Annotated in this window: 15 protein-coding genes; 8 read left to right on the forward strand and 7 right to left on the reverse strand. The window is 59.8% G+C overall.

Annotated features, from left to right (window positions below; translation table 11 throughout):
* Positions 1 to 865 precede the first annotated feature (865 nt).
* Positions 866 to 1,540, reverse strand: coding sequence for a hypothetical protein (locus AC5V87_RS09375; RefSeq protein WP_495370760.1), 675 nt, complete (start codon positions 1,538 to 1,540; stop codon positions 866 to 868).
* A 393-nt stretch (positions 1,541 to 1,933) separates the two neighbouring features.
* Entirely contained in the window at positions 1,934 to 2,179 is a 246-nt protein-coding gene (locus tag AC5V87_RS09380; RefSeq protein WP_495370761.1) for a methyltransferase domain-containing protein, read from the reverse strand.
* Between the two features lie 363 nt (positions 2,180 to 2,542).
* On the opposite strand from AC5V87_RS09380, the gene AC5V87_RS09385 reads away from it, so the two are divergent.
* Complete coding sequence (locus AC5V87_RS09385; RefSeq protein ID WP_495370762.1) at positions 2,543 to 3,451, forward strand: tyrosine-type recombinase/integrase; 909 nt, start codon at positions 2,543 to 2,545, stop codon at positions 3,449 to 3,451.
* Between the two features lie 191 nt (positions 3,452 to 3,642).
* Here the strand turns inward: AC5V87_RS09385 and AC5V87_RS09390 are convergent, their stop codons facing one another.
* From AC5V87_RS09390 to AC5V87_RS09400, 3 genes are all read right to left on the reverse strand, one after another.
* Positions 3,643 to 4,086, reverse strand: a complete 444-nt coding sequence (locus AC5V87_RS09390) for a hypothetical protein (RefSeq protein WP_495370763.1) — start codon at positions 4,084 to 4,086, stop codon at positions 3,643 to 3,645.
* Positions 4,076 to 5,044 carry a hypothetical protein gene (locus AC5V87_RS09395; protein WP_495370764.1) on the reverse strand — a complete coding sequence of 323 codons (969 nt, stop codon included), beginning with the start codon at positions 5,042 to 5,044 and terminating at the stop codon, positions 4,076 to 4,078. Before AC5V87_RS09395 ends, AC5V87_RS09390 begins: the two co-directional genes overlap by 11 nt.
* 75 nt (positions 5,045 to 5,119) lie before the next feature.
* On the reverse strand, positions 5,120 to 6,445 hold the full coding sequence (locus tag AC5V87_RS09400; protein WP_495370765.1) for a hypothetical protein: 1,326 nt from the start codon (positions 6,443 to 6,445) through the stop codon (positions 5,120 to 5,122).
* 432 nt (positions 6,446 to 6,877) lie between these two features.
* Here AC5V87_RS09400 and AC5V87_RS09405 point away from each other — a divergent pair, with 432 nt between their 5' ends.
* The 7 genes from AC5V87_RS09405 to AC5V87_RS09435 all read left to right on the forward strand — a co-directional run bounded on the left by AC5V87_RS09405 (position 6,878) and on the right by AC5V87_RS09435 (position 13,296).
* Positions 6,878 to 7,138, forward strand: coding sequence for a hypothetical protein (locus AC5V87_RS09405; RefSeq protein ID WP_495370766.1), 261 nt, complete (start codon positions 6,878 to 6,880; stop codon positions 7,136 to 7,138).
* 287 nt (positions 7,139 to 7,425) lie between these two features.
* Positions 7,426 to 7,719: a hypothetical protein gene (locus AC5V87_RS09410; RefSeq protein ID WP_495370767.1), complete on the forward strand. Its 294-nt coding sequence runs from the start codon at positions 7,426 to 7,428 to the stop codon at positions 7,717 to 7,719.
* Between the two features lie 698 nt (positions 7,720 to 8,417).
* Positions 8,418 to 9,557 carry an O-antigen ligase family protein gene (locus tag AC5V87_RS09415; RefSeq protein ID WP_495370768.1) on the forward strand — a complete coding sequence of 380 codons (1,140 nt, stop codon included), beginning with the start codon at positions 8,418 to 8,420 and terminating at the stop codon, positions 9,555 to 9,557.
* Positions 9,558 to 9,601: 44 nt separating this feature from the next.
* The gene (locus AC5V87_RS09420; RefSeq protein ID WP_495370769.1) at positions 9,602 to 10,513 is read left to right on the forward strand and encodes a hypothetical protein; all 912 of its coding nucleotides are present in this window, start codon (positions 9,602 to 9,604) and stop codon (positions 10,511 to 10,513) included.
* A gap of 32 nt (positions 10,514 to 10,545) precedes the next feature.
* Positions 10,546 to 10,917, forward strand: coding sequence for a hypothetical protein (locus AC5V87_RS09425; RefSeq protein WP_495370770.1), 372 nt, complete (start codon positions 10,546 to 10,548; stop codon positions 10,915 to 10,917).
* A 223-nt stretch (positions 10,918 to 11,140) separates the two neighbouring features.
* Positions 11,141 to 11,617, forward strand: a complete 477-nt coding sequence (locus AC5V87_RS09430) for a toll/interleukin-1 receptor domain-containing protein (RefSeq protein WP_430649048.1) — start codon at positions 11,141 to 11,143, stop codon at positions 11,615 to 11,617.
* Positions 11,618 to 12,081: 464 nt separating this feature from the next.
* Positions 12,082 to 13,296 carry an NEL-type E3 ubiquitin ligase domain-containing protein gene (locus AC5V87_RS09435; RefSeq protein WP_495370771.1) on the forward strand — a complete coding sequence of 405 codons (1,215 nt, stop codon included), beginning with the start codon at positions 12,082 to 12,084 and terminating at the stop codon, positions 13,294 to 13,296.
* A 124-nt stretch (positions 13,297 to 13,420) separates the two neighbouring features.
* Here the strand turns inward: AC5V87_RS09435 and istB are convergent, their stop codons facing one another.
* Complete coding sequence (gene istB / locus AC5V87_RS09440) at positions 13,421 to 14,233, reverse strand: IS21-like element helper ATPase IstB (RefSeq protein ID WP_495367623.1); 813 nt, start codon at positions 14,231 to 14,233, stop codon at positions 13,421 to 13,423.
* A complete protein-coding gene (gene istA, locus AC5V87_RS09445; protein ID WP_495367624.1) occupies positions 14,230 to 15,744 on the reverse strand; it encodes an IS21 family transposase in 1,515 nt (504 codons plus the stop codon). The genes istB and istA overlap by 4 nt, the downstream gene beginning before the upstream one ends.
* Positions 15,745 to 15,911: the final 167 nt, after the last annotated feature.

Consider the following 15,911-nt stretch of genomic DNA (forward strand, 5'->3'; position numbering starts at 1 on the left):
CGTTTTGATTGATCTTGCCAGGGCACTGGAACAGAGCGGGTGACCGTCTCCTCCGGAAGAGGGACAACTTCGGCGGCTTCGGCGCGCGCGGGACCTAGTTTCTCGCCGCTTATCCGACGCTTGAGGTGGCGCATTACAAGCAAAGGATGGGGAGTTCTGAAATTTGTGAAAAGCCGTAGGCGCCGGCGCCGGATGGGCATAGTCATTGCCGATGCCGACGGCACGGCTAGGATCTGCCGACCCGCGCCGAAGGGCAGGACAGCGCGAGCGCAGACGCTCCACCAATCTTTGCGCCGCGTCTGATGAGGGGCCGTTCGAACCAAGGCCGGCGGCGAATGACGCGGCGAGCCCGAGAATGCAGGCGAAATAGCTGTTCACCAGATCCGAGGTGGCGTTAAACGGATCGCGAGGGAAGTTCCTGCCATGACTATACTGCGAATGCGTCCGACCATATTGGTCCCGGAAAATAGGAGGGCCAACGTGAGCATTGCAGCGATGGCGATAATCAGCGCGGAGCGGCTGTCGCCTGCCGTATTTCTGCTCATTAGGCCTTATGATGGCCAAGGTCCACTTGCGAACAGCTCGCCGGGCGGCGGGCGGTTGCCGACAGGCAGCGACGAAGCTCATTGAGCACTCGGTGTGCGGCGCGCCTCGGAATAGCTTCCCGTCACCCCGAGACCGTCGGCCTCCGGCTGCGCGCTTGCCTTTTCTTCCCGGATTAATAAATTAACAGCTTTCAGGGCAGGCAAATGTTCCGCCCAATAACACATAACTCGGAATTATGCCGTCTATCTCCTCCACGTTTGCGATTGAGGTGTTCGACCGTAAGCGAGCACGCTCTGACAGGTTGGCGGAATTTCTCGCCTTATATGTCCACCACTTCGGTCCAGAGCACCGTACTGCTTCCAACGAACTGATCGAGTTTCTGGCTTCGCTGAACGGACAATGGATCACTTATTTTGGGTTGACGTACGACGGAAATCCCTGCGGCTTCGCCACATTTATGTACTACCCAGAAGGTCCCATTGGAGTAGTCGACCATCTGGTGATCGCACCTAACCTGCGCGGTTACGGAGCATTTTTCGGTTTCTGCGATTTGATTGCTCGGTACATCGACTTCAAGGAAGCGGCTTCCGCTGGACTTCATTGTCGCTGAAATAAGCTCGCTGATGGAAGTCTCACAAGCATAAGACCAGCCCTGCTGGTTCGGCTCATGCGTTTGGTTGGTTTCAAGGCGGCGCGAGCGGCGTACTGGGCGCCAGATCCTACGATTTTGCACGACCGAGAGAGCTGCAAGGCTGTGCTGTTGTTTGCTTCTCAACCGGATCGAGATGAATTGCCCGCCGTCGAGTTTCTTCGATTGGTGGAGCTGATCTACAAGTCCCACTATCAACGCTGGTACGAGCGGACTATGCCCGCCGAAAAGTTCCAACGCTATCAAGAAGTCGCGGACGAGCTTCTTCAAAAGATCCGAGCCGGGGCTGCAAAGGACAAACGGGTCGTGCTGAACGGGTTGAAGAATATTGATTTGGTCTTCCATTGGATCCAAATCCACCAGCGAATCGATAGACCATTCTACATAGGATTGTTGTTAATCCCGGCAGCTGTAGGGATCGCTGTAGCATGCCAGGAACTTACAGTCGCTGCTGTCGCGGCGGACTATCGATTGCGTTGATGGATTTTCGCCGCAACGGAAGACCACGCAATATGCTTGCAAGCTTTTCGGCACGACCCGCATTGCCCTTTGCAGCACGCCCGGATCGATCCAAGAAGCTCGTCCGCGACTTCTTGATAGCGTCAAACCCAAATCGAAGCGCTAGTGCCGAGCCAATGTGAAAACCTTGGCGTTGTTTGATACTGAGCCCTCGGTTTCTCAGGAGGGCGTTCACATAAGAGGGGCTGTAGATCCATAGAGTATCTTGGCGTCCGCTGTTTAACGTATCAACTCGGACGACAGGGGCGCCCAGCTCAATCTGAATAACTGTTCGAAGGTTGTCGACGTCTCAAAGTGTAGCAACAAATGCCCGCCGGGACGTAGAACTCGTGATATCTCGACAACGGCTTCTGCAGCGGAAACGTAGTTCAGGACGGATGCGACGCACACTATGAAGTCGATGGAGTGATCTCCAAATGGTAGCCGCTCAAGGTCTCCAGCGATTGGCTTTGACCGGCCTTGCACCTGGCGGTCGACTACTCCAAGGGACCATGTGGGCAGCCATAAATGTGGCGAAGCCGCAGGGATCTCCGTCGTACGTCAGCTCCTGAACTAAGTACGAGCGTCCGTTCAGCGAAGCAATTGATGGCAGAGCGTTGGACGCGTTCCAGCGATCTTGTGGGTCCCAAATGGGTTGCCCCTGACCATATAGTCGCTCAGCAGATTCACCTCAATCAAGCGTCCGTCGGATGACCGCATAATTCCGAGTTATGTGCTCTCCCCGCGGTTCATTGTGAGGGTGTTTACCATTAATGAATCTGAGCCCATCCCAAGCCTGCTTGTACTGCGATAGAGACTGGTCGCGTTTGCGGATGGAGTGTGGTTGTGATGCTGATCAGCTCAGCGGTTGCGGAGTACTTGCGGCATTGTGCGATTGAGCGGCAACTATCCCCGCATAGCCTGCAAGCCTACGCTGTGGATCTGAACGACTTCCGTCGGTTCTTGGGTGCCGATCGTTCGGTTGAATCGATAATTAGCGCGGATCTTGGAGCTTACCTTTCCGATCTGTTGGAGCGGCGGAGGCTTTCGATCTCAACTGCTCGTCGGCGCTTCGCTTGCCTGCGCACATTCTTTCGTCGCACGGCCGTCTTGGAGCCTGCTGCGGATCCGTTCCGTGCTTGGCGACTGGAACTTCCGCGACGCAAGCGGTTGCCGCGTTGCCTCTCGCATTCTGAGGCTCGCAACGTATTGTCGGGCCTGGCAAGCGTCGGAAGAGTGACACCCATCTCGTCACGGTCCGTTTCAATCGCGGTGCGCCTGATGATCGCAACCGGAATAAGGGTAGGTGAGCTCTGCAACATACTTATTGCCGATGTGGCTCCCGAGGGGACGCGCGTCAGGATTCGCGGCAAGGGAGCAAGGGATCGCGAGGTGTACATCTCTGATCCGGGGCTCCGGTCGGGTCTGCTGCAGCTATTGGACGCGCGCGCGAAGCAGCCGGCCAAAAGCGCGCATGTTTTTGTGAATCGACTTAAGCGGCCGATGCGGCCCCAGTCGGTTCGCCTCGCACTTCGTCGCTATTCTGAATTGTCGAGTAGCCCGCGTCGGATTACGCCGCATATGTTGCGTCACACAGCCGCCACTCTATTGATCGAGCGCGGCGTCGATATCCGCTTCGTTCAAAAATTGCTTGGACATTCCAGCATATCAACCACGGAAATATACACGCACGTGTCCGACGAGGCGCTCAGAGCTAGCCTGGAGAAAGCTGATGTGCTGGCTAACCTAGCAGCATAGCTATAGGGATGGCGGCGGAGAGATGGTGACTGAGCTGTAAGGGATGGATCAGAGGCAATGTTTCACATCGAGCTGAGAAGGATATCCCAGCATCCCAAAGCCGGAGATGGTTGCGCTGGAACAGAAAGAATCTTCTCCATTTTGTCGCCGCAGTGGAGCGCGCTTGCAAAACGCCAGGCCCCTTCGAGGCCTCAGCCAATCCCTTCCAAATCTGCCAGGCATTTTTGGATGTTATCCTTTGCTTCGTTCAGAAGCCTTTTTGTTTCTCCCAACCGCTTGAAGTCGGGCTTTACCGGTCCAGCACTCACCGCACTCAGGTGACGGCAAATGGTCGTGAGATCGTTTGATATGTCCTCGAGAACGAAAGCTACGTTTTCGAGCGGCACCAGCTCTGAAAAGAAGGTCTTCGATATAGCGTCGTCTTGGCCGGTCGGGCCCTCGAACTTCACCTCCACCAGCGGGACTAGCACATCGCGATTGTCACGAGCAGCTTTGCCGATACTCATGATTAGCGAGCTGAAAGTTGTTGAGATGTATGTCAGTCGATCCACGAGGGCACTTCCGTACAGCACGACAGAGTCGGGATCGCTTTGCGCCTCATCCGGCTTCAAAGCATCGAGATCCTCATTCGGCATGTTCATCCTCTTCGTACAGATGCAGCGCCCTTACAGGAAATGAAGCGGGTTTGGGACTGTTTGCCGCCTCGATGGCGTAGGAGCCGTGGGCTTCGGCCTTTTTTGTCTGGACGATGGTGACGGAAAAACCTTGGTATGAATTCTTTGTCCTCACCTTCATGTATCCAGGCGCTGCAGGTGCTGGCCCATGAAAATGAAGTAGATAATCTTCCATGGCGCGACGAACGCCAATAGCGCCCGCATTGAGCAGCCCAGCCGTATTCGGGGCGTGCGCAGAGCTCTGTATCGCCAGGTCAAAAGAGCGAAGAACCGCATCCACATCCGCGGCTAGATGATGAGGGTGGGCGGCTCCGGCTAGAGGATGTTTTTCTCTTAGCAGTGCGGGCAATTGGTTGCGCTTCTTGCCTTCACGCCTTTCTCGGTTTTCCAGCCCAAGCAAACCGTCGCGCGTCAAAGCGAAATGGGCGAATTTTCCCTGCGTCGTTCGCTCCACAAATCGCGCATTCGTCATCAACCGGAGAATGCGGCTCAGATTGGCGTCTCTAAGTTCTAATTTCTTGGCGATCGCTGCCTTCTCCATCTGACGCGACGGTGCGTCGCGGAGCAGCCGAAGGATTGCGACAACGTGCTGACGATGCATGACCTCGCTCGGACGCGCGAGCTTGGAGGTGTTGATCGACATCTGCAGAAGATCGTAGAATGCTCGGAACCGCTCCGCGTAGGTGGAATTCCTCGGCCCGAGCGTTGCGCTCGTCCGTCGCAGGATATCGAACCATTCTCGTAGCTCCGGATCACGCCGGCGGCTCTCGAGCGTATTCCAAATCCACGCGCCGAGCGTGGCGTAGAGCCGCTCCAGACTTTTTTCGGATCCCTCTTTGAGCAATTCCGAAATGAGGCGTCTGGCCTCGATCGCCGTCGCTTCGCCCGTCTCTATTCTCTCCAATGCTACGTCAGACATGGGCTAGACCTACATCACAACCGTTAAGAACGTTTTACAACGCTTTACTCTGATTTTAGTCCCCGAATCTAGGTGTCAAGAGCCCCATTTGTAGGCACTCCAAATGGTTTTTTGACCGAGTTCCCGGGCTGAAACGGAGTTGGGTGCCTTGAGTAGTGGTAAAATGGTACCTAGCCTTTCATCTTTGAAGGCCGTGTGGGTGGGATGTTGAACCACGAAGCTCCGTGTGCCGAACCGCACCTCGACTTGAGCTGCTGTGGTCTGGTGGCCCTGCATGGTGCGGTCGTTCCCCATCGAAGGCACCAGCATCACGTCGACATCGAGCTCATTAAACGGCGTCTCGCATACGTCGCAGAAATCAAGGCAAATGGCGACGCCAATCAAGGCGCCTTCGGTGGCAAGGACACATATGCGATCGCCCGCAGTGATGTTTTCCGCGCCCCAGTCATCGTCAGCGTAAGGGGCGATCTTGTCGTAGATCAGGCGCTCCTCTCCATACCCGTCGTAGATCCGAGCGCGGTTTACGGTCCCATGGTCAGCTGCCTCGTGCCAGGTCCCTGGGATCAGAATTTCGGGCGCTTCGAGCTCATCAGCGACGTCACGCTCGCGAATAAGTTTGATGATCCTCTCCCGTAAATCCGGAGGAACGGTCAGCTCGGGCCAGACGACCGCGATGCAATTTTCTCGCAGCGCCTGGCCGATCTGCACCGCAATCGCTTCTCCTGCAGAAGGCGCCTCCAGGCTGGCGACCGTGAAGCGCTTATCGTCGTCTACCAAAATGAACTCGGGGTTGAGCTTCAGCGCCTTGAATAGGCAAGCTCCCATTTTCCACTTGCTTGCATCCTTCGATGCACTATGCAGCGTCCGGCTATCGACCACGTGGACGGGGTAGCCCTGTATGAGTGCAGGCAATATCCGGTGAAAGAGCGTGCCACGCTTTGAATAGGCTTGCCCCCGTCGGGCCGGACGCAATGCGCTGACGCCCTGCCGCGGAATGAACCAGCATCCGAGCTGCTCGAGGTGCCACTCACTTGGCCCGATCGGCCAGTGAGAGCGCCGCTCGGCAAGGACGCGGTCGACTTCCCGTATGAGGCCAGCCATCTTTAGCGCAGCCAATTCGGGCGTTTCATCGGATAGCGACCACGAAAGATGGCCGTCTCCTATCGCGTCGCTGAAGGTTTCCCGCGCCCGCTCGATTCGCTTTTCAGTCAGATTGCGGTAGGCCTTGTGGACGCTTCCAGGAGCACTGCGAAACAGCGCGTCAAGATCAACCAGAGCTTTCCTGAGCTCGTCCCGACTGGCATTCGCAATCCCCTCGTGTCCGTGAGCAAGCTCTTGGGCTGCCTTTTTCCAGACAGCAAAGGCCTCTCTCTCGGTTCGGTGGTTGACGAGCCCAGGCAAAATCTTCGTCCAAATCAAACAAGCAAATATGTCTCTTCGATAGGCGCGTGCTGATCTGTTTGCAATCGGCTCGACGCGTTGCTCACATGTCTTAGTCTCGATCTTGTTTGTTGTTCAGCCTGGCATCAATGACGTCCTCGCGGCGCGCGGAAAATCTGCGCCAACAGGGCCGGGGACAATGAAAAGATGCAATGTGGTTCACGACGCTATTGACGGACCGATGCGACTGTTTTTCAATCTGGGCGGGAGATCCGCGCGCGGTCGGCGACGCGGACGGGGGGCGATCATGTGGAAATTTAGCCGCACCGCGGCATGCGCTGGCATCTGCCTTATCATGGGTGGGTGCACGAGCCTGTACTACATTCATGATCCGCAGACCGGCGTCAACACGGCCGGTGAGCTGCCGTATTTTCTCAAGTCAAGTGTGAGGTTGTGACCTTCTACCAGATCGAGCGCGAGAGGCGGAAGGAATACCTGAAAATTTACAAAACCCGGCCTGAAGAAGCGTTCGACAAGTACGCTCATTTCGACATCGCCCCCTTCCTGTATGGCACCTTTTTCCTCGAGTTGAAGGTGACCGATACGGGCGGACTCGGATCCGGTACAGGATTCGACTACAAGCGGATTCTCAAACGCGACAAGCAACGACGACACGCATGTAGGCCCCACCGCCTCGGCTCAGGACACTTATGACCTGATCTGGTCATTCCTTATGAAGCAGAATGCCCAACTTGCGTCCGATACCGCTCTGCCACGGCCAGTTCGGCGACGTATGAACGTGGTTGCTGTCGTGGAACGCCTGCCGATCTGGCAGAGCTCGAGGCTCTCGCCGAGAACAAATTTCCGGAGCGGCTCGCTTACAAGCGCATCATTGTCGATGCTTCGAAGCCGTTGCAACGTGATTGCGGGACAACGCTGTTCTCATCTCCACCAACAATCTGACGCCGGCTACGCCGTCGGAGAGCGCGGAGCCAGCGCAAATGACCTATACTTTCTCGGTTCAGGTGACCGGCGGCATCAAGGCAAAGTACTCTTCGGTGCGTTGGAGCCCCGCTGCCGTCCAGGCTTCCGCCTCCGCGCAGCAGTTCAGCAATCTCGGGATTTACATCAACGCTCCGAATGCGGTCTCGCCAATGGAGCCAAATCCGGCGAAACGCGATTTGGACCGAAGTCTCTCCCGACTTGCTGAATTTCCGGCCCTCTGGTTAGCCGAGGCCGGTAGCTCACAAACCAGACGCGGTGGGCGCGCGACACTCTCAAATCGCAAGGCGTGATCCTCCGTGGCTACAAGAGCGCAATCGACACGCTGCTTGAGTTAGCGACCGAGAGCCGGCGATCACAGCTGCAAGCCTTCGACGAAGAGGTGCAGAGAATTCTAGATGTTCGTGCGCCAGGCAGGCCCAACAAGCACTCTGCGTTGCGTGATTCTGATCCTCACAATGGTGGTGCTGTATGAGTGGGCTGTCGACCGTGACTGGCGTTCGCGATCGCTCCAAGCGGCTTGGCCACCGCACCGGCCAGCTGGCCGACATGTTCCTGGCGCCTGATAGCGTCGAGCAGATGCGGGGCGTGGCAACGTGCGCCGCTGAGCCGCCGATAGCGGACGCTCTTCTCAGGCAGATGCTTGTGACACCTGCTGAGCTGAATCGTTAGGTCGGCGTCAACTGAGCTGGTGACAATCGGCGCGGGGCTTAGGTCCGCGCCTTGAGGACAACAGCCGATATTCAGCCCTCTCCGTGCTCGGCGCGCTCGTTTCCCGCGTGAAAGGCTTCGTTTTCGTCCGAAACGTACAGAGTTTTCAGTGGAGGTTTGCCGCAACGATTCGTAATTGCGCGGATCAATTGCGAGCAAATGGGGCGGGGCTTTGGGGCTTATATCAATTCGAGCGGCACTGCTGGGCGTGCTAGTCTCGGCGGGTTCGCTCGCCGTCCTGGCGCACGGTCTACTTGGTGCAGGTTCGCTGGTGACTGGAGTGTTGTTCGCCGGGCCCGTGGTGCTGTTGGTCGTGCTCGGCGAATGGCGCGGGCTGTCGCCAAATATCTGCGACGGGTTGTTTGGTCTGTTCGTGCTGTCCGCAGGCGCATCCATGCTAGTGAACGGCTTTGGCGGTGACGTTAAGGAAGGGGGACTATTCGCCATCACACTCGGCAGTTATGCGGCCGGGCGCCTGATGGGTCCGGACGATATCCGCACTGGCGTGATCACGGTCGGTTCGATCACTGTGGCGGCAGGGACGCTGGCGACGCTTATTGCGCTGATCGAGCAGTGGTCCTGGCGACACGGCAAGCCGCTGGTGTTCGGCGAGTTCGATGCGGCGCCGGCGCAGTTCACGATGCTGCTCGGTCTCGTCGTCCTGGCGGTCCTGACAAGCGTGTGCAGCTCGCGGCGCCTGATCGCTATCATCGTGGTCGCTGCTGTGCCGGCAGCGATCTTTGCCGCCTCAATGGTGCGCTTTACCTTCATTGCGCTGGCACTAGGACTGGCCGTCGAGGCAATGCTGGGGCCGCGGCTATTGAGCCACAAAGCGGCAACGGGGCTGGCCGCCGTGGTTCTCTGCGCGATTTTAGCCGCGCTTGCGCTGCGCTGGCAAACAACGCGGACCTTCGTCGATCACTCTTGGAATGCTGCCGCGGGCGCCTGGTCGATCGCCTGCGAGGCGGTCGACCGCGACAACTCGATCGAGATTCGCCAGCAGCTCTATCTCGACGCCCTGCGCATGCTGCCCGCCGGTGGGCCGTTCGGAATCGGGCTCGACGGCTTCAACGTCCGCGGCTGTATCAAAGGCGTCGGCGTGCACAATACCTTCCTGCAAGCGGCGCTCGAGTTCGGCTGGGTTGCCGGTGCCGCGCTGATCACGCTCGTTCTAAGCGCCTGGCGCGACCTCCGTCCGATCGCGCGGATCTCGGCGGAGTATCGCTTCATCGCTGCCGCGCTGGTCTTTGTGGCGACGGTCTCGATGATGCATGGACGGATCAGTCGCGAGTGCGCGCTATTCGTCCTGCTCGGCTGCGCAGCCCGGCTGCGCGGGCTGGCACTGGAGACCGCCGCCAAACGGATGCTGCGTCCTGTCCGCTTTGAGAGACCAGCAGACTGCAGCTCCCGCGGCGGTTGAGTACGGCATCGGGCCGAGAAATGCATAGTACGCACTTGTTGTGCGTGGGCACACTTGCGGTGCTCGCGCTTTATTTTTTTATTTGGCCGATTTGGCGGGCTCAATTCCCGATCGAGATTTGGTTCACCGAATCGTGGAACGCCTTCCATCAGGACGCTGCAGCGGCGAGATTGCCGCTGTATCCGAGCGCCGATCAGCTTATCGTTAACAACTACCCGCCGCTCTCATTCTTCGTCGTGGGTGCGCTCGGAGGTCTCTTCCGAGATAGTCTCTTCGTCGGACGGGCGCTTTCGATTATTGGGCTTCTCACGCTCGCGGTAGAGATCGCGTTGGCCGTGAGGATCCTGGCCGGCTCACTGCTGGCGGGTGTCGTCGGCGGCCTGTGGTTCGTCGCGATCATGGCGCACAATGCGACGCGCTACGTGGGCGCGAACGATCCGCAGATTGCCGGGCAAGCGATCATGGGGGCGGGATTCGTTTGGTTCCTCGCGCGCGAGCGGTCGGGGCGCTCTCCTGTCTCGGCTTTGTTGGTGATGGTCCTAGCAGGCTTCTGGAGGCACAACATTATCGGGATGCCTGCAACCGCGGTTCTGTGGCTTTTGCTGCGCGACTGGCGCGCTGGGGCAAGGGCTGCGCTCATCAGTGCGCTCGCCGCGGCGGCTGGCCTGTTCGCCTGCGGCATGATCTTCGGAACGGCGTTCTACAGCAATCTTCTGACCAGCCAGGCCTACTCCGTGGGCCATCTCGTGAGTCAGAGCGGGACGTTGGCGAACGACAAGGGCGCGGGGCTTTGGTCCCGCGGCCTCCGCCACCGCGGATCTAGCACCTCAACCGCGACGATAATCAGCGTTGATGACCCATCTCCCGCCGCGTTCCTGCGCGATCAGCACGACTTCCGAAGAACGTTCTATGTTTTGCCGTTCGGCGGAAGCCTATTGATCTCGCGCAATGGTTGAGATTGGATGCGGCGGTTTTTAGGGGGGATACCATGCGTAATTTCATCGTAGCCGCGCTTGCTGTTGCGCTTGCCAGCTGCGCCTCATCTGCAGCGGATATCACGCCGACATACGTTTCACCGGTACAATATCAATCTTACAACTGCCAACAGCTCGCGCTTGAGGCTCAGTCTGTCTCGGCAAGAGCCGCGGCGCTGTCCGGCGCGCAAGACAGTCAACGCACGAAAGACACACTGGCCACCACCGCAGCTGTAGTCATTTTTTGGCCAGCAGCGTTCTTTGTTGGAGGCGACAAGCAAACGGCCGCGGAGCTCGCGCAGATGAAAGGCCAGATGGTCGCGCTCGAGCAGGCCTCCATTGCAAAGAAGTGCAACATTCAGTTTCAGGAAAAATCACATGGCTAGATGCACGGCACCAAAAGAGGGCCATCGCTCAGCGAGCGCTGCAGCGGCCTGCCCTGCATGTCGTGGCAGCTGGGGTCGCCGTTACGGCGGCTACAGCTCTTACTCACCCCGGTCCTACTCGTCTCCGTCCTACTACGCGTCAGAGAGCAGCGGGGGCAGTCGGAGCAGCAGCGGGTCTGGCAGCCGCGTAAGGGCACGATGGTCGCGACCCGGTTCGACCGTGATGTACACGCCGACCGAGGTGCGGGAGCTCACGCCGGTCCGCGAGGCCGTCGAGAAGCAAGCGACCCTTGACCTTCGGGACGTCTTTCTTTGCCACGCATGGGACGACCGGCAGGGGGCAGCCAAACAATTGCACGATCTGCTTGAGGCACGCGGTGTTAAGGTGTGGTTCAGCGAAAAGGACGTTGGCCTCGGCGTGCCATTACTCCGCGCCATCGACAGGGGGCTGGCGAACTCGCGGATTGGGATCGTGCTGGTGACCCCTGCGCTGCTGCGCCGCCTCCCAAAAGAAGGCATTGCCGACAAAGAACTTTCGGTGCTCCTTGCCGGTGCGCGTCTCGTTCCCGTCGTGCATCAGACGACGTATGAAGCGCTCCGGGACGTCAGCCCTATGCTCGCCTCGCGAACCGGCCTCGACACTGCGGAAGAGTCAATGGCTGAGGTCGCAGCCAAGCTCGCCGAACTGGTCGCCCTTTAGCTCTATTGCGCGGGGTGGCCGACCCCACGTCGCACGAGCGGTCCGGGCGTGCGGCAGCCACCGGGCCGCCGCGATGCCGGCGGCTCGCACCGGTCCTCGTCACCCGATACGGCGCTACCCATCGCACAACACCCCATCGGCCTTGCAGTAGGTGATGCGAGCGTCATCGGGATAAGGATGATACGGATCCTGCTTCCTTTGGGGCTCGGCGCCAAAGTAAAGCCGAAGCCGATCGGATAACCTGACCTCGTCAGCTTATCGACAGCTGAGCTTCCTAGCATGCGAACGTCTCGATCTAGCCGATAGAGCTGCCTTATCGGCTGAGGCCAAACATGTCATGAAGTTCAATGAATACAGAACAGGCGCAGACTCGCGCTGGCATACCCTCCGAATCCGAAAGCACCGAGCCAACGTCTGGGGCCGCCGGGCATTCGCCTTCGTGCCTGACCCAGTGGGCGTCAGCCTTGACTCGGTGGGCCACAGGAGCCGCCGCCGCCGACCTCGTCTCGTCGCAGGACCGCGCCCTGGCCAGTTGGGCAGCGGAAGAGGGGCAGGGTGAAGACGAGAATCGGCAAGAGGCGGTCAACCGGACGAGGGCATGGCGGGACGAGGGTGATGTCAGAGACGAGCTGGATTTATCGTCGCTGTCCCTGACCGCCTTGCCAGCCTCACTCCTGCCGAGGCTCCGGACCCTCAATGTCATCGGTAACCAGTTGAGCAGCCTGCCGGCCCAGCTTCCGGGCGGACTCCGGGACCTCTACGCTTCTGACAACCGGCTGACTAGTCTGCCCGCCCTTCCGAGCAGGCTCCGGCACCTCCACCTCATGGCCAACGACTTGGCCAGCCTGCCGGCAGCGCTGCCGTCCAGGCTCCGCAGCTTGACTGTCGATGGCAACCAACTGACCGATCTGCCCGCCCTTCCGGCAACGATCGAGGAGTTCTCCGCCTGCAATAACCAGCTGACCAGTCTGCCTGAGCTTCCAGCCAGGCTCCGCCGCCTGGATGTCAGCGAAAATCGGCTGACGAGTCTGCCCGGTCTTCCGGCAAGGTTGCGGTACCTGGACGCAGGCGACAACCAGCTGACAAGCCTGCCCGACATTCCGGCCAGACTTCGATATCTGGACGTCAGCGAAAATCAGCTGACCAATCTGCCCGAGACACTCCCCGTCAGCCTTGAAATGCTCGGCGCCAGCAATAATCAGCTGACCGGCCTGCCCGCGAGCGTGCTGACGCAGCTCGGCAGCGCGTCCAGCATCGACCTGCGGTCTAATCCGATACCGGCTCCGGTGCTGGCCGATTTGGCGACAGTCACGCGCGGCGCGGACTATGCCGGCCCGCAAGTCTTGCTGTCGATGCCGCTACAACCGATGGAACACGAGTCGCGGCCCCTGCACGAAGTTGTCGCGGAGTGGCTCGCGGACCAGCCTGGCGCAGTGGACGCGTGGCAGGGCTTCGCGGCAGAGCCGGGTGCGCAGGACTTCGCTCTGTTTCTCGAAAGACTTGCGGGCACCGTAAACTATGGTCATCAGGCGTTCCGCGACCAGGTGGCCGAGAATCTGCTACAGGCCGCGATGAGGCCGGGACTGCGCAAGCAGTTTTTCGAGCTGGCCAACGGAGCGACTGCGTCCTGCGAGGACCGCATCACATTGACCTGGAACGGCATGCAGACCGCACTGTAGCGCGGCAATCTGGGTAGGAAGTGCGCGGCAATCAGGATAGCGAGGTAGTGTCGCGGCCTGATGATGATTGCCGCGATGATTGTCGCGCGCAAGAGTTTTGTTGAACTCTGATTGTCGCGCAGCGTCAATCAGCGACGGTTTTGGGTGTCGCGTGCGATGGCGGCCGTCCGGGACCGCGTTTTCGTTCGAGGGCGGTCCGTCTGCGATAGCTCTCGACGTTCATCTCGACGATGGTGGCGTGGTGAACGAGGCGATCGATAGCGGCCAGGGTCATGGCGGGGTCCGGGAAGACCCTGTTCCATTCGCCGAATGGCTGATTGGCGGTGATCAGCATCGCGCGGCGCTCATAGCGTGCGCTGATGAGCTCGAACAGCACGCTGGTCTCGGCCTGATCCTTGGTAACGTAAGCGAGATCATCAAGAATCAGGAGATCGAAGCGATCGAGACGATTGATGGCCGCCTCGAGGTTAAGCTCGCGTCGCGCCAGCTGGAGCTTCTGCACGAGATCGGTGGTCCTGGTGAAGAGGACGCGCCATCCGTTCTCGATGAGGGCCAGGCCGATCGCTGCCGCCAAGTGGCTCTTTCCGCCGCCGGGCGGCCCGAACAACAGCAAATTGGCGCCCTTGCCCAGCCAGCTGTCACCGGCGGCGAGCGCCATCACCTGCGCCTTCGAGATCATCGGCACGGCTTCGAAGTCGAAGCTGTCGAAGGTCTTTCCGGCGGGCAAACGTGCTTCGACAAGGTGTCGTTCGATCCGACGGCGGCCGCGTTCGGCGATCTCGTGCTCGGCGATGGTCGCGAGGAAGCGGCCGGCCGGCCAGCCTTCCTTGTCGGACTGTTCGGCAAATTGCGCCCACAGCACCTTGATGGCAGGCAGCCGGAGCTCATTGAGCAACAGATTGAGGCGCGCGGCATCAACCGTGTTCGTTACGGTCATGCGGCACCTCCGGTCTCGGCGGTACCGATGAGGCATTCGTAGGTCGCAAGCGGCACGAGCTGCACCACGACGTTCGGCAGGTTGGCGGGATCGGGGGCGAAGTGAGCACGTAGCCGGTTGAGGTCGGGCAGTCGGCCGGCGTCGAGGTCGGCGGTGAGCTGATCGGCGAGTTCGGCCTCGCAGCCGCGCTCATGAGAGAGCGCGAGAAGATCGACCATGATCCGGCAGGCTTTTTTGTCCGGCAAGCGTTCGCGCAAGCGATCGAAGGTCTTCCGATAGGCATCGCGCGGGAACAGCCGATCTCGGTAGACCAGATTGAGAAGCGCCATCGGCTTGCGCCGCAGGGAATGGATCACGTGCCGATAATCGACGACCTGGTCGTACTTGCCATTGGGATGCGGCCGCCCACGCGGCAGGGTGACGAGATGGGTGCCGCCGACGAACACGTCGAGACGATCGTCGTAAAGGCGCACCCGCAGCCGGTGACCGATCAGGCGCGATGGCACCGTGTAGAACACCTTGCGCAGGGTGAAGCCGCCGGACGATGTCACGCGGACGATCACCTCTTCGTAGTCCGAGGTGCGGCGATCGGGCAGCTCCTGCAACTCCATGCGCTCGCTATCGATCCGCTTGGCCTTGCGGGCATTGCGGCGGCTGACGATCTCGTCGATGAAGCCGCGATAGGTGGCAAGATCGTCGAAGTCGACAGTTCCGCGCAGCAGCAAGGCGTCCGCGATTGCTCGCTTGAGATGACCGTGGGGGCCTTCGATCGAACCATTCTCGTGAGCAACGCCTCGATTGTTGCGGGAAGGCCGCATGCCGTAGTGGGCACAAAGGGCCTCGTATCGCTGCGTCAGATCGTCCCGTGCATCACGATCGAGATTGCAGAATGCGGCCGACAGACTGTCGGTCCGATGCTCCCGCGGCGCCCCACCCAGCGACCAGAGGGCATTCTGCAGGCCTTCGGCCAGGGCAACGAAGCTCTCGCCGCCAAGCACGACGTGGGCGTGCTCGAACCCGCAATAGGCCAAACGGAAGTGATAGAGACGATGATCCAACGGAGCACCCGCGATCGTCACACCCAACTCGCCCATGTCGGTGAAGTCGGAGAGGCCGAGCTGGCCAGGCTCGTGGGTTTGGCGGAAGATCACCTCCTGCTCCTCGCCGTGGACCGCCCGCCATGCACGGATCCGACGTTCCAGGGTACGACGGATACCGCTGCCGAGATCCGGATGACGCCGTAGCATCTCCTCGAACACCGCCACCGGGCGTAAGCCAGGGGCCGCCTTCAGGATCGGGACGATCTCGGTCTCGAACACGTCGCTCAACGGGTCCGGTCGTCGCCGGCCGCGGGGCGCCTTCCTTTGCGATGGAAATCGGGGATCTCTCTCGATCCGATAGGCGGTCGACGCACTGAATGACGCCTTGGCCGCCGCCACTGGCGGGCTATCGGTCTGACGGTACTTCATGTAGAGCCTCATCTGGTGATCTGTGATGTGTCGGCCGGGCAAGCGAGTGATTCCTCTTGGCGGAAGAACCACTTGCATAACCCCGCCGGCCGCGATCACCAGTCGGCGCGGTCCTCCTCGGGATCGCGCCGACGCTGGGCTCGTAACTCCGGTCGGGCTACGCCCTCCCTACGTCACGAGCCCAGCGAAACTCTCTCACCTTGAATGAC

Source organism: Bradyrhizobium sp. SOJA106 (assembly GCF_059448745.1).